This is a genomic window from Stenotrophomonas sp. YJH_SMC_94-11, from assembly GCF_059370435.1.
Genome location: NZ_JCAFTR010000007.1, coordinates 92,090 through 104,846, shown reverse-complemented (window position 1 = coordinate 104,846; position 12,757 = coordinate 92,090). Strand labels below are relative to the sequence as shown.

Here is a 12,757-nt window from a genome sequence, read left to right as displayed (position 1 = left end):
TCAACCCCCGATTTGACGCACTGCGCAAGAATGCGCTAATGTACTAACGCGCTATTACATTGATGCATGGAAACGACCCCCGTGAAAGCCCGCCCCGAGATTGCCGCCAAAGATCCGAAGGCCGACCTGGAATCCTTGGCCCTGGCCTTTGCCGCCCTGCGCGAGCCGGAGCAGGTGGAAGCCTTCCTGCGCGACTTGTGCACTCCGGCCGAACTGGAAGCCATGGCCGACCGCTGGAAGGTGGTGCCGTTGCTGCAGCAGGGCGTGCCGTACCGCGAGATCCACGAGCGCACCGGGGTCAGCGTGACCACCACCGGACGGGTGGCGCGCACGCTCGAGCACGGCCATCGAGGCTATGCCGCTGCCATCGACCGCCTTGCTTCGCGCTGATCCGCGCCCCGTTCCGAACTTCGAGACCTCCCCCATGAGTGCAACCCAGGCAGCGCCGGCACGAGACCGGCTGCGTATCGCCATCCAGAAGAGTGGCCGGCTGGCCGAGCCCGCCCGTAACCTGCTCAGCGCCTGTGGCCTGAGCTGGCGCGAAAGCCGCGACAAGCTGTTCTGCTACGGCGAATCGCTGCCGGTGGACCTGCTGCTGGTGCGCGACGACGACATCCCCGGCCTGATCGCCGACGGCGTCTGCGACCTCGGCATCGTCGGCCGCAACGAGCTGGACGAACAGGCCGCGGCACGCCGCCAGGTCGGCCTGCCGGACGCCTATCAGGCGCTGCGCGGGCTGGGCTTCGGCCAGTGCCGGCTGATGCTGGCGGTGCCGGAGGAATGGCAGTGGCAGGGTCCGGCGCAGCTGGCCGGCACCCGCATCGCCACCAGCTACCCGGCCATCCTCACGCAGTGGCTGGCGGAGCAGGGGGTGGACGCACAGGTGGTCGAGCTGTCCGGTTCGGTGGAAATCGCCCCGCGTCTGGGCACCGCCGACCTGATCTGCGATCTGGTGTCCAGCGGCGCCACCCTGCGCGCCAATCAGCTGACCCCGGTGCACAACCTGCTCGACAGCGAGGCGGTGCTGGCCGGTGCAGTACGGGTGCCCGATGATGCACGTGCATCGCTGCGCGCGATGCTGCTGCGCCGCCTCGATGGCGTGGTGCAGCGCCAGGACCGCAAGCTGCTGATGTTCCGCGCCAGCGAGGATCGTGTCGACGCGCTGGCGCAGTTGCTGGCCGATGCCGAGCCGCTGGTGCGGTTGCCGGCCGATGGCGGTGCGCTGCGCCTGCAGACCATGTGCCCCGGCCCGCTGAGCTGGCAGCGCATGGAGGAACTCGAGCGCGCGGGTGCGCAGGGCCTGATGGTACTGAGCGTGGAGCGGTCGCTGGCATGAACCGTCTGATCTGGTCCCGACTTGATGAGGCCGCGCGCAGCGCGGCATTGACCCGCCCGGTGCAGGCCGTGGCGCAGCAGACCCGCGATGCCGTGACGGCCCTGATCGCGCAGGTGCGTGCACAGGGCGACGATGCGCTGCGTGCGATCACCGCGCGCTTCGATGGTGTCGAGCTGACCTCGTTTGAAGTCTCCGAAGCCGAATTCGCCGCTGCTGAAGCGGCCGTGCCCGCCGAACTGCGCCAGGCGATGGTGGACGCCGCCGAGCGCATCGCGCGCTTCCACGCCGCCGGCATGGGTAAAGGCTATGCAGTCGAAACCGCGCCGGGCGTGGTCTGCGAACGCATGCTGCGCCCGATCGGCCGGGTGGGCCTGTACGTACCTGCTGGCAGCGCGCCATTGCCGTCCACCGCGTTGATGCTGGGCGTTCCGGCGCAGTTGGCCGGTTGCCCGCAGGTGGTGCTGTGCACGCCGCCGCGCGCCGACGGCAGCGCCGATCCGGCAGTGCTGGTAGCCGCGCGCCTGACCGGCGTGCAGCGCGTGTTCAAGTTGGGCGGCGCGCAGGCGATCGCCGCGATGGCCTATGGCACCGCCAGCGTTCCGGCCTGCGACAAGCTGTTCGGGCCCGGCAACAGCTTCGTCACCGAAGCCAAGCAGCAGGTCGCGCAGGATGGCGCCGCCGCCATCGATATGCCGGCCGGTCCCTCCGAAGTGCTGGTGATTGCCGACGCTGGCGCCAATCCGGCGTTCGTCGCCGCCGACCTGCTGTCGCAGGCCGAGCACGGCCCGGATTCACAGGTGCTGCTGTTGACCGACGATGCCGCGATGCTGGCCGCGGTCGAGGTTGAGGTCGAGCGCCAGGTGGCCCTGCTGCCGCGCCAGCAGATTGCGCGGCAGGCGCTGTCAGCGTCGCGCCTGATCCAGGTTGATTCGTTGGACGAGGCCTTCGCGATCAGCAACCGCTATGCGCCCGAACACCTGATCCTGGCGCTGCGTGAACCGCGCGATTGGCTGGACAAGGTGCAGGCGGCCGGCTCGGTGTTCCTCGGCGACTACACCCCCGAAGCACTGGGTGACTACTGCAGCGGCACCAACCACGTGCTGCCCACCGCCGGCGCCGCGCGTGCTTACAGCAGCGTGAGCGTTGCCAGTTTCCAGAACCTGATCAGCGTGCAGAGCGCCAGTGCCGCCGGCCTGGCCGCGATCGGCGGCTGCGCGCGCATCATCGCCAGCGCCGAAGGCCTGGATGCCCACGAGCGTGCGGTGGCATTGCGCATGGAGGTGGCGGCATGAGCGCGGCTGTCGAGGAGGTGCTGGCGCTGGTGCGCCCGGATCTGCAGGCGTTCGCCGGTTACAGCTCGGCACGCAGCGCAGCGGTGCAGGGCGAGGTCTGGTTGAACGCCAACGAGTCCGCCTGGGCCAATACGGCCGACGCGGCTGGCAGCAGCCGGCGCTATCCGGAGCCGCAACCGTTGGCGTTGCGCGAAGGCTTGGCGGCGCTGTACGGCGTGACGCCACAGCAGCTGCTGGTCGGCCGCGGCAGCGACGAGGCCATTGATCTGCTGGTGCGCGCGCTGTGCGTGCCGGGCCGCGACGGCGTGGTGGTCACGCCGCCGGTGTTCGGCATGTACGCCGTCTGCGCACGCCTGCAGGGCGCTGCATTGATTGAAGTGCCGCTGGTGGACAGCGAAGATGGCCTGCGTGCCGATCTGGATGCGGTGATCGACGCGGCCAAGGCGCAAGGTGCCAAGCTGGTGTTCCTGTGCGCCCCGTCGAACCCGGCCGGCAGTGACATCGCCCTGGACGAAGTCGAGCGGGTGGTGGTGGCGCTGCGCGGGCAAGCACTGGTGGTGGTGGATGAGGCCTATGTCGAGTACGCGCAGCGTCCGTCGGCGACCACGCTGCTGGCCGCGAACCCGAATCTGGCGGTGCTGCGCACGCTGTCGAAGGCGCACGCTCTTGCCGCCGCCCGCGTTGGCACCCTGATCGCCGCCCCGGAGCTGATTGCCGTGCTGCGCCGCTGCCAGGCGCCGTACCCGGTGCCGACGCCATGCGCGGAACTGGCGGTGCAGGCGCTGCAACCCGCCGCGCTGACCATCACCGCCGAGCGCGTAGCCACGGTGATTGCCGAGCGCGAACGCCTGCGCGAGGCGCTGCCGGGCCTGCCCGGCGTGCGTCGCGTCTACCGCTCATCCGGCAACTACCTGCTGGTTCGCTTCGCCGATGCGCAGGCCGCGTTCGATACGCTGCTGGCTGTGGGCGTGGTGGTGCGCGACCAGCGCGCCGCGCCGCAGTTGGGTGATGCACTGCGCATCAGTATCGGCAGTCCCGAAGAGAACGACCGCGTGCTTGCGGCCCTGTCGGCGCGGAGGGCCGCAGCATGACCCCGATCCTGTTCATCGACCGCGACGGCACCCTCATCGAGGAGCCGTCCGATTTCCAGATCGATGCCTACGAGAAGCTGCGCTTCGTGCCGCAGGTGATCCCGGCGCTGCTGAAGCTGCGTGATGCCGGCTACCAGTTCGTGATCGTCACCAACCAGGATGGCCTGGGCAGCGACAGCTACCCACGCGCCAGCTTCGATGGCCCCAACGACCTGATGCTGCAGATCTTCGAGAGCCAGGGCATCACCTTCCGTGACGTGCTGATCGACTGCAGCTGGCCGCAGGACAATGCGCCGACCCGCAAGCCGGGCATCGGCCTGATGACCGCCTACCTGCAGGACCGCAGCATCGACTGGGCGCGCTCGGGCATGGTTGGCGACCGCATCACCGACCTGCAGTTCGCCGACAACCTCAACATACGTGGCTTCCAGCTGCGCACCGCGCAGTTCGGGGGCGAGTGGGACTGGCCGGGCATCGCCCACGCGCTGGCCGACGCGCCACGCACCGCCGTGGTCCAGCGCAACACCAAAGAAACGAAGATCCGCGTTGAGCTGGACCTGGATCGCGCCGGTGATGCGCGCATCTCCACCGGCCTGCCGTTCTTCGACCACATGCTGGAACAGATCGGCAAGCACGGCGGCTTCGCCCTCGATATCCAGGCCGAGGGTGACCTGCACATCGATGAGCACCACACCATCGAGGACACCGGGCTGGCCCTGGGCCAGGCCCTGCGCGAGGCGCTGGGCGACAAGCGCGGCATCGGCCGCTACGGTTTCACCCTGCCGATGGACGAGACCCTGGCCAGCGCCGCGCTGGACTTCAGCGGACGCCCGTACTTCGTGTTCGAGGGCGAGTTCAAGCGCGAGCGGGTGGGTGACATGCCGACCGAGCTGGTGCCGCACTTCTTCCGTTCGCTGTGCGATGCCAGTGGCCTGAACCTCAACCTGCAGGTACGCGGCGACAACGATCACCACAAGGTGGAGGCCTGCTTCAAGGCGCTGGCGCGCGCACTGCGCCCGGCGCTGGCCCGGCAGGGCACGGCACTGCCGAGCACCAAGGGGGCATTGTGAGCGACGTCGCGCTGATCGATGCCGGCGGTGCCAACCTGGGCTCGGTGCGCTACGCACTGGAGCGGCTGGGCGCGACAGTGCGGCTGGTGCGCGATGCGGACGGCCTGGCGGGTGCGCAGCGGGTGATCCTGCCCGGCGTCGGCGCCGCCGGTCCCGGCATGCAGCGCCTGCACGCGCAGGGCCTGGTGGAGCCGTTGCAGCGGCTGGAGGTGCCGCTGATGGGCATCTGCCTTGGCATGCAGCTGCTGTTCGAACGCTCCGAGGAAGCGGGTGTGGAGACACTGGGACTGATTCCGGGCGTGGTGCGCAAGCTGGTGCCGGCCTGTGGCATCCGCGTGCCGCACATGGGCTGGAACCGCCTGCTGCCGCTACGTGAGTCGGTGCTGTTGCAGGGTGTGCCGGAACGCGCCAGCGCCTACTTCGTGCACAGCTATGCGGCGCCGCTCAATACCCATACCGTCGCTGCCTGCGACCACGGCGGGCTGTTCACCGCCGTGGTGGAGCAGGGGCGTTACTACGGCGCACAGTTCCATCCCGAGCGCTCCGGCGAGACCGGCTCGCTGATGCTGCGCAATTTCCTCGAGGGCACTGCTGCATGAGTTTCATCGTCTACCCCGCGCTGGATATCCGCGACGGCCGCGTGGTGCGGCTGCGCCAGGGCGACTACGCGCAGGAAACCTCCTACGGCGACGATCCGCTGCCGCGCGCGCAGGCGTTCGCCGCGCAGGGCGCGCAGTGGATGCACCTTGTGGATCTGGATGCCGCACGCGCCGGTGGCTATACGCTGGCGCCGCTGCTGGCGGCGATCCGCGCGCACACGCAGCTGCAGGTGCAGACCGGCGGTGGCGTGCGCGGCCGCGACGACGTGGCGCGCATCCTCGATGCCGGCGCCGGCCGCGTGGTGGTGGGCTCGCTGGCGGTGCGCCGCCCCGATGAAGTGGTCGGCTGGCTGGAGGAATTTGGCGCCGAGCGCATCACGATTGCGCTGGACGCGCGCCAGGACGCACAGGGGCAGTGGCAGCTGCCGGTGCACGGCTGGACCGAGAACGCCGGGGTGACCCTGGATGACCTGGCCCAGCGCTATGCGCGCGCCGGCATGCGCCACCTCTTGTGCACCGACATCGCCCGCGACGGCATGCTGGCCGGGCCCAATATCGGCCTCTACCAGCACCTGTCGGCCTTGCTGCCGGGGGTGGCGGTGCAGGCGTCCGGCGGCATCCGTGACGTGGCCGATGTGGCCGAGGCGCGTGCCGCTGGCTGCGGTGGTGCGATTCTCGGCAAGGCACTGCTGGAGCAGCGCATGGACCTGGCGGAGGCGTTGGCATGTTGAGCCGCCGCATCATTCCCTGCCTTGACGTGCGCGATGGCCGCGTGGTGAAGGGCGTGCGCTTCCGCGATCACGTCGACATGGGCGACATCGCCGAGCTGGCGCAGCGCTACCGCGACCAGGGTGCCGACGAGCTGGTGTTCTATGACATCGGCGCCAGCCCCGAGGCGCGTTCGGTGGACGTGGCGTGGATCGAGCGCATCGCGCGCCTGATCGACATTCCGTTCTGCGTGGCCGGTGGCATCGACAGCGTGGAAGCCGCGCGTCGCGTGTTGTTCGCCGGTGCCGACAAGGTGTCGATCAACTCGCCTGCGCTGGGCCGCCCGGAGCTGATCACCGAACTGGCCGACGAGTTCGGCGTGCAGTGCGTGGTGGTGGGTGTCGACTCGGTACGTGAAGCGGACGGCCAGTGGCGGGTGCGCCGTTTCAGTGGCGACCCTGACAAGACCCAGGCGGTACCGCTGCGTACCCTGGACTGGATCGTCGAAGCTCAACGGCGTGGCGCTGGCGAGATCGTGCTGAACTGCATGGACAGCGACGGCGTGCGCCGTGGCTACGATGTCGTGCAGCTGCAGCAGGCGCGGGCCCTGTGCCAGGTGCCGCTGATCGCCTCCGGTGGCGCCGGTGCGATGGAGCACTTCGCCGAAGCCTTTGACCAGGCCGACGTCGACGGCGCGTTGGCAGCCAGCGTGTTCCACAGCGGTGCCATCGCCATTCCGGAATTGAAGCGCTACCTGCGAGCACAGCAGATCGAGGTGCGGGATGTCTATTGAAGTGAGGCCATCGCTGGATGCGCTGCAGGCGCTGGACTGGGGCAAGGGCGACGGCCTGCTGCCGGCCGTGGTGCAGGATGCCGATACCCTGCAGGTGCTGATGCTGGGCTATGTCAGCGCCGAATCGCTGGCCGCCACGCTGGCCATCGGCCACATGACCTTCTTCAGCCGCAGCAAGCAGCGGTTGTGGACCAAGGGCGAGCAGTCCGGCAACGTCCTGGCGGTACAGTCGATCAGTGTCGACTGCGATGCCGACACGCTGCTGGTGATGGCACGCCCGGCGGGGCCAACCTGCCACACGGGTGCGGAGAGCTGTTTCGACCAGGCGCCGAAGGACTTCCTGGGCGGGCTGGACCAGTTGGTCGCGATGCGTGAGGCGCAGCGCCCGCCGGGCAGCTATACCACCAGCCTGTTCGAGGGCGGCATCCGCCGCATCGCACAGAAGGTGGGTGAGGAGGGGGTGGAGACCGCTCTGGCTGCGGTTGCGCAGGATGACGAGGCGCTGCTGGGCGAGGCCTCGGACCTGCTGTACCACCTGCTGGTACTGCTGCGCGCGCGCGGTCTGTCGCTGGACGATGCGCGGGCGCTGCTGGAAAAACGCCATCGTTGAAGTGCGATAGTGCCGGCCGGCAATGCAGCCGAGCGTGGCTCGGCTCTACAATACCGCGTCTCTTTCTGCCGGATGCCTCCCATGAAACTGCCTGCCGCCTGGCTGTGCTGCCTGTTGCTGACCTCGCCGGCCTGGGCTGCGGACACCGTGGTCACCGGCAAGGTCTATCTGGAGCGTGACGGCAAGCCGGGCCGCGGTGCGACCGATCCGGGCCTGGCCGGGGTGCAGGTCTCCAACGGCGAGACGATAGTCAAGACCGCCGCCGATGGCAGCTACAGCCTTCCGGTGCGTGACGGCCAGACCGTGTTCGTGATCAAGCCCGATGCGTATTCGTTCCCGAAGGCGACAGACGGCCTGCCTTCGTTCTGGCGCCACTTCCGCCCGAACGGCTCGCCGGCGCTGAAGTACGGCGGCATCGCCGCCACCAGCGATGTCACCCGCAACTGGGATTTCGCGCTGCAGTCGGATCGCCATGACAGCCGTCGCGGCTTCCAGATGCTGGTCTTCACCGACTCCCAGACCGCCAGCCTGAAGGACATCGGTTACTACCAGCAGTCGATCGTGTCGCCGCTGATCGGCCAGACCAAGGCGCGCATGGGCACCACCCTGGGTGACATCGTCAACGACGATCTGACCCTGTATCCGGCAATCAACAAGGTCACCACGTCGCTGGGCGTGCCGTGGTTCCATGTGCCGGGCAATCACGACCTCGATTTCGATGCAGCCAGCGACGAGCATTCGCTGGACAGCTGGCGCAACATCTACGGCCCGGACACCTACGCGGTGGAAGAGGGCGGTGCCAGTTTCGTGTTCCTCGACGACGTGGTGTATGACCCCAACGCAAGGCCGAAGTATGTCGGTGGCCTGCGCGAAGACCAGTTCGCTTTCCTTGCCAGCTACCTGAAAGGCCTGCACAAGGACCGCCTGCTGGTGCTGGGCATGCACATCCCGCTGTTCGACGCCGCGCCGGGGCGCGAGACCTTCCGTCATGCTGACCGCCAGCGCCTGTTCGACCTGCTGAAGGACTTCCGCAACGTGCTGGTGCTCAGCGGGCACAGCCACACCCAGCAGCACGTCTACCACGGCAAGGCCGACGGCTGGAACGGTGACAAGCCGCTGCACGAATACAACGTCGGTGCCAACTGCGGCGCATTCTGGTCCGGGGTGAAGGATGCCGCCGGCGTGCCGGACAGCGCCATGAGTGATGGCACGCCAAAGGGCTACGCGTTGCTGGACGTCGCCGGCAATGGCAGCTACAAACTGCAGTACCGCGTGGCCGGCAAGCCGGCCAGCGAGCAGATCGGCCTGCATGCGCCGAAGGTGCTGCGCCAGGGGGCCTATCCGGCGTGGGGTGTCTACGCCAACGTCTACATGGGCGAGGACGCCAGCGTGGTCGAGTACCGCGTCGATGGCGGTGCCTGGCAGCCGATGAAGCAGGTCAGTCAGCCCGATCCGCGCCTGATGGTGGAGAACGTGGCTGACGATCTGGCTGACAGCCTGCGCGGCTACGACCGTTCGCCGGAGGCCACCGCGTCGCCGCACCTGTGGCGTGGCGCGCTGCCGACCGACCTGGCAGTGGGCAGTCACAAGGTCGAAGTACGCTCTACCCAGCCTGATGGTGCAGTATTCACCGCCACCACCCGCTACAGCCTGCAGACGGCACAGCCCTGATCCCCCGCATCTCCGCTCCAGCGAAAGGACCCCGCATGGATATCCGCTTCATGGCCGGCACCACGCCAGTCACCCTCAGCCGCCACTGGTTCACCGGCGCGATGCTGCTGCAGAGCGCCACCGAGAAGGTCTGGGTGCAGCATCCGCTGCATCCGGGCACCCACTTCTCGTTCTCGCTGGTACAGTCGTGGCTGCGCCACATCGCCGGCCATGAGGTGCTGGTCGAGCGCACCCGGCCGCTGTTGTTCGCCGGCTTCCGCCCGCAGCGCCTGCGCGTGCTGGTGGATGGTGTGCAGGTGGCCGAACAGGAAGGCATGTAGTCCAACCTGAACCGCCGGCGCGCTAGGCAAAGCCGCCCCGATGCCTGAGAATCGGGGCGATTCAATCGATCCAAGCAGGCCAGCGTGACCATCGCAGCAGCGTCCCCGGTTTCCACCGACTCCGCCCGCGGCGGTCTTCCGCGCAGTCTCGTTGTCGCCGATGTCGGCGGCACCTTCGCCCGTTTGGCGCTGGCTGAAACGCAACCCGGCCAGGCACCACTGCTGGGCAGCCATCGCACCTATGCCTGCGCCGAGCATCCGAGCCTGTCGGCGATCCTTGCTGATTTCACCGCAGGCCTCGGCCAGCCGGTAGAGGCCGCCGTGGTCGCCATCGCCGGCCTGCTCGATGGCGATGTGCTGATCAATTCCAACCTGCCATGGACGGTCTCGCTGTCGGCCACGCGGGTGCAGTCCGGGCTGCATGAGCTGCAGCTGATCAATGATTTTGAAGCGGTGGCGTTGGCCATTCCTTACCTGCAGCCTGACACCTTGGTGCCGCTCAATGGCGATGCTGACCCGGCGCAGGCGTTCCCGGCGCTGGTGCTGGGCGCCGGTACCGGCCTGGGTGCAGCATTGCGCTTTGCCGACGGCGAGCGTCCGGTGCTGGCCAGCGAGATCGGCCATGCCGCGCTCGGCGCCGGCACCGCGCTGGAACTGCAGGTGCTGGGCAAGCTGCTGCAGCGCTGGACGCACGTGGACAACGAGCGCGTGCTGTCCGGCAGTGGCCTGATGAACCTGTATCCGTGCCTGTGCGAACTGCGCGATGTCACCCCGGTGTGGGGCAGCACCGAGGCACTGATCGGCGCCGCGCGCAGCGGCGAGGATGCGCTGGCCGTGGAAACGCTGCAGGTGTTCTGTGCCTGGCTGGGCAGCCTGGCCGGCGACGCAGCGATCGCGGTGGGTGCGCGTTCGGTGTACCTGGCCGGGGGCATTTCTGCGCATGTGCAGGATTTCCTGGCCGATGGCCGCTTCCGTGAGCGCTTCCTCAACAAGGGCGTGCTGACCGAGGTACTGCGCCAGGTGCCGGTATGGCGCGTGGAGCATGGCCAACTGGGCGTTCTCGGCGCAGCGGTCTGGTACGCCGCACGGCAGCCCACGCAAGACTGATCGGCGTGGCCGGCATCGGGCCGGCCGTGCATTGCAGACTGGGAGGGGAAGATGGTGGATCGCAGGCAGTTCCTGCAGGCCGGCGCACTGGCTGCAGGCATGGTGGCCTTGCCGGGCGTGCAGGCGCGCACGCAGGGTGGGGCCAAGGTGGTTTCGACCTGGGACTTCGGCGTGCCGGCCAACCAGGCCGCATGGGAGGTGCTGGCGCAGGGCGGCAGCGCACTGGATGCGGTGGAAGCGGGCGCACGCTGGGCTGAGAGCGAGCTGTGCAACCCCACCGTCGGTCATTGCGGCAACCCGGATCGCGACGGCGTGCTGAGCCTGGACGCGAGCATCATGGATGGTGATGGCCGTTGTGGCGCAGTGGCCGCGCTGGTGGACATCCTGCATCCGGTGTCGGTGGCCCGCAAAGTGATGGAAAACAGCCCGCACGTGCTGCTGGTGGGCGAGGGCGCGCAGCAGTTCGCGGTGCAGCAGGGTTTTGAACGCAGGCACCTGCTGACGCCGCAGGCCGAAGCGGCCTGGCGCGAGTGGCTGAAGACCGAGAAGTACCAGCCGCAGATCAATGCTGAGCGTCGTAGTATTCCTGGCAACAGCGACAACCACGACACCATCGGCATGCTGGCGCTGGATGCCCGCGGTAAGCTGGCCGGCGCCTGCACCACCAGCGGCATGGCCTGGAAGCTGCACGGCCGGGTCGGCGACAGCCCGATCATCGGTGCCGGCCTGTATGTCGACAACGAAGTGGGCGCGGCCACTGCCTCGGGCGTGGGCGAGGAGATGATCCGCAATGCGGCCTCGTTCCTGGTGGTCGAGCTGATGCGCCAGGGGCGCTCGCCGGCGCAGGCCTGCCGCGAAGCGATCGATCGCGTGGTGCGCAAGCGCCCCGAAGCGAGCAAGACGCTGCAGGTGTGCTTCCTGGCCATGAACAAGCAGGGCGAGGTGGGCGCTTACGCGCTGCATCGCGGCTTCGTCTACGCGGTGTGCGATGCGCAGCGCCAGGATGACCTGCGTGATTCGCCGTCGATCTACACGAGCACCCAGGCGTGAGCACACGGCTGACCCTGGAGATCGCCAGCAACTCGCTGGCCTCGGCGCTGGCCGCCCAGGCCGGCGGCGCCGATCGCATCGAACTGTTCGACAACCTGGCCGAGGGCGGCACCACGCCGTCGTTCGCCAGCATCGCGATCGCCCGCGAACGCCTGTCCATTCCGCTGTTCGTACTGGTGCGCCCGCGCCCGGGCGACTTCCACTACGACGCACTGGAAACCGAACTGATGCTGCGTGACATCGCGCAGTGCCGCGCGCTCGGCTGCGATGGCGTGGTGATCGGTGCGCTGGATGTGCAGGGCGGGATCGATCTGGCGCTGTGCCGTGAACTGGTGCAGGCCGCCGGGCCGCTGCAGGTGACCTTCCATCGCGCCTTCGATGCTGCCCGCGATCTGCCTGCGGCACTTGAGCAGGTGGTTGAGCTGGGTTGCCAGCGCGTGCTGACCTCGGGCGGCCAGGTCAGCGCCGAGGCCGGCGCGGATGTGCTGGCGGGTCTGGTCACCCAAGCGGCGGGACGTATCACGGTGATGGCCGGCGCCGGGCTGGGACCGGCCAACATCGCGGCCGTTGCGCGACGGAGCGGCTGCACCGAACTGCACGCCTCGGCCAAGGGCCTGCGGCGTTCGGCCATGCAGTTCCAGAACCCGGCGCTGCGCGGCTTGGACCCGGACTGGAGCCAGACCGCCACCGCCACCGTGGCCGCACTGCGGCAGGCGCTGGACAGCGCAAGGTAACCCGCTTCTCCTGTAGAGCCGAGCCAACGCTCGGCTGCGCTTTGCGGCAAACGACATCAGCCGAGCACGGGCTCGGCTCTACAGTCGCACGCGACAACGCGGACAAAACCGTTCCGCGCGCGATTGTCGCGTTCGTGTCATTGACGTGTGCGCCGTTCTCTCAGCGATGTTGCGCAACCCTTTGATTGTTCTGGATACCGGCAGCCGATAGCGGCATTCCGCCAGCGGTTGCTGCATCGCCGCATGCCCGGCGCGGTTCAGCTGTGCTTTAGTTTGGATCGATCCACAGGGGAGGGGCTGGGACGGTCGTGAACCGATCCCGGTACCCGGATCAGCCGTCGTGCTACGCCACCACCCGTCCGTGCGTCCACACTTT

Annotated in this window: 14 protein-coding genes; all 14 read left to right on the top strand. The window is 68.4% G+C overall.

Annotation, left to right across the window (positions count from 1 at the left end; translation table 11 throughout):
• Window positions 1-81: 81 nt before the first annotated feature.
• The 14 genes from AC5P74_RS13480 to AC5P74_RS13415 all read left to right on the top strand — a co-directional run bounded on the left by AC5P74_RS13480 (window position 82) and on the right by AC5P74_RS13415 (window position 12,381).
• The gene (locus AC5P74_RS13480; protein ID WP_083297606.1) at window positions 82-390 is read left to right on the top strand and encodes a YerC/YecD family TrpR-related protein; all 309 of its coding nucleotides are present in this window, start codon (window positions 82-84) and stop codon (window positions 388-390) included.
• 34 nt (window positions 391-424) lie between these two features.
• On the top strand, window positions 425-1,336 hold the full coding sequence (hisG, locus tag AC5P74_RS13475) for an ATP phosphoribosyltransferase (protein WP_053499888.1): 912 nt from the start codon (window positions 425-427) through the stop codon (window positions 1,334-1,336).
• Entirely contained in the window at window positions 1,333-2,628 is a 1,296-nt protein-coding gene (gene hisD / locus AC5P74_RS13470) for a histidinol dehydrogenase (protein WP_346608000.1), read from the top strand. Before hisG ends, hisD begins: the two co-directional genes overlap by 4 nt.
• Entirely contained in the window at window positions 2,625-3,719 is a 1,095-nt protein-coding gene (gene hisC / locus AC5P74_RS13465) for a histidinol-phosphate transaminase (RefSeq protein WP_053499884.1), read from the top strand. The genes hisD and hisC overlap by 4 nt, the downstream gene beginning before the upstream one ends.
• Window positions 3,716-4,789, top strand: a complete 1,074-nt coding sequence (hisB, locus tag AC5P74_RS13460; RefSeq protein WP_065197009.1) for a bifunctional histidinol-phosphatase/imidazoleglycerol-phosphate dehydratase HisB — start codon at window positions 3,716-3,718, stop codon at window positions 4,787-4,789. The genes hisC and hisB overlap by 4 nt, the downstream gene beginning before the upstream one ends.
• Entirely contained in the window at window positions 4,786-5,388 is a 603-nt protein-coding gene (gene hisH / locus AC5P74_RS13455) for an imidazole glycerol phosphate synthase subunit HisH (protein ID WP_005416331.1), read from the top strand. Before hisB ends, hisH begins: the two co-directional genes overlap by 4 nt.
• Entirely contained in the window at window positions 5,385-6,119 is a 735-nt protein-coding gene (hisA, locus tag AC5P74_RS13450; protein ID WP_346608001.1) for a 1-(5-phosphoribosyl)-5-[(5-phosphoribosylamino)methylideneamino]imidazole-4-carboxamide isomerase, read from the top strand. The genes hisH and hisA overlap by 4 nt, the downstream gene beginning before the upstream one ends.
• Window positions 6,113-6,889: an imidazole glycerol phosphate synthase subunit HisF gene (hisF, locus tag AC5P74_RS13445; RefSeq protein WP_053499875.1), complete on the top strand. Its 777-nt coding sequence runs from the start codon at window positions 6,113-6,115 to the stop codon at window positions 6,887-6,889. Before hisA ends, hisF begins: the two co-directional genes overlap by 7 nt.
• On the top strand, window positions 6,879-7,499 hold the full coding sequence (gene hisIE / locus AC5P74_RS13440) for a bifunctional phosphoribosyl-AMP cyclohydrolase/phosphoribosyl-ATP diphosphatase HisIE (protein ID WP_329842589.1): 621 nt from the start codon (window positions 6,879-6,881) through the stop codon (window positions 7,497-7,499). The genes hisF and hisIE overlap by 11 nt, the downstream gene beginning before the upstream one ends.
• Before the next feature lie 81 nt (window positions 7,500-7,580).
• On the top strand, window positions 7,581-9,170 hold the full coding sequence (locus tag AC5P74_RS13435; RefSeq protein WP_053500446.1) for a calcineurin-like phosphoesterase C-terminal domain-containing protein: 1,590 nt from the start codon (window positions 7,581-7,583) through the stop codon (window positions 9,168-9,170).
• A 35-nt stretch (window positions 9,171-9,205) separates the two neighbouring features.
• Entirely contained in the window at window positions 9,206-9,490 is a 285-nt protein-coding gene (locus AC5P74_RS13430; RefSeq protein WP_005409434.1) for a hypothetical protein, read from the top strand.
• Between the two features lie 84 nt (window positions 9,491-9,574).
• Window positions 9,575-10,597, top strand: coding sequence for a glucokinase (locus AC5P74_RS13425; protein ID WP_495222490.1), 1,023 nt, complete (start codon window positions 9,575-9,577; stop codon window positions 10,595-10,597).
• Window positions 10,598-10,648: 51 nt separating this feature from the next.
• Entirely contained in the window at window positions 10,649-11,647 is a 999-nt protein-coding gene (locus AC5P74_RS13420; protein ID WP_095377680.1) for a glycosylasparaginase, read from the top strand.
• Window positions 11,644-12,381, top strand: coding sequence for a copper homeostasis protein CutC (locus AC5P74_RS13415; protein WP_253135575.1), 738 nt, complete (start codon window positions 11,644-11,646; stop codon window positions 12,379-12,381). The genes AC5P74_RS13420 and AC5P74_RS13415 overlap by 4 nt, the downstream gene beginning before the upstream one ends.
• Window positions 12,382-12,757: the final 376 nt, after the last annotated feature.

Excerpts from the sequence above, each read along its gene's own strand:
- hisG (WP_053499888.1), top strand. The coding sequence starts at position 425 with ATGAGTGCAACCCAGGCAGCGCCGGCACGAGACCGGCTGCGTATCGCC.
- hisD (WP_346608000.1), top strand. The coding sequence starts at position 1,333 with ATGAACCGTCTGATCTGGTCCCGACTTGATGAGGCCGCGCGCAGCGCG.
- hisC (WP_053499884.1), top strand. The coding sequence starts at position 2,625 with ATGAGCGCGGCTGTCGAGGAGGTGCTGGCGCTGGTGCGCCCGGATCTG.
- hisB (WP_065197009.1), top strand. The coding sequence starts at position 3,716 with ATGACCCCGATCCTGTTCATCGACCGCGACGGCACCCTCATCGAGGAG.
- hisA (WP_346608001.1), top strand. The coding sequence starts at position 5,385 with ATGAGTTTCATCGTCTACCCCGCGCTGGATATCCGCGACGGCCGCGTG.
- hisF (WP_053499875.1), top strand. The coding sequence starts at position 6,113 with ATGTTGAGCCGCCGCATCATTCCCTGCCTTGACGTGCGCGATGGCCGC.
- hisIE (WP_329842589.1), top strand. The coding sequence starts at position 6,879 with ATGTCTATTGAAGTGAGGCCATCGCTGGATGCGCTGCAGGCGCTGGAC.
- AC5P74_RS13435 (WP_053500446.1), top strand. The coding sequence starts at position 7,581 with ATGAAACTGCCTGCCGCCTGGCTGTGCTGCCTGTTGCTGACCTCGCCG.
- AC5P74_RS13430 (WP_005409434.1), top strand. The coding sequence starts at position 9,206 with ATGGATATCCGCTTCATGGCCGGCACCACGCCAGTCACCCTCAGCCGC.
- AC5P74_RS13420 (WP_095377680.1), top strand. The coding sequence starts at position 10,649 with ATGGTGGATCGCAGGCAGTTCCTGCAGGCCGGCGCACTGGCTGCAGGC.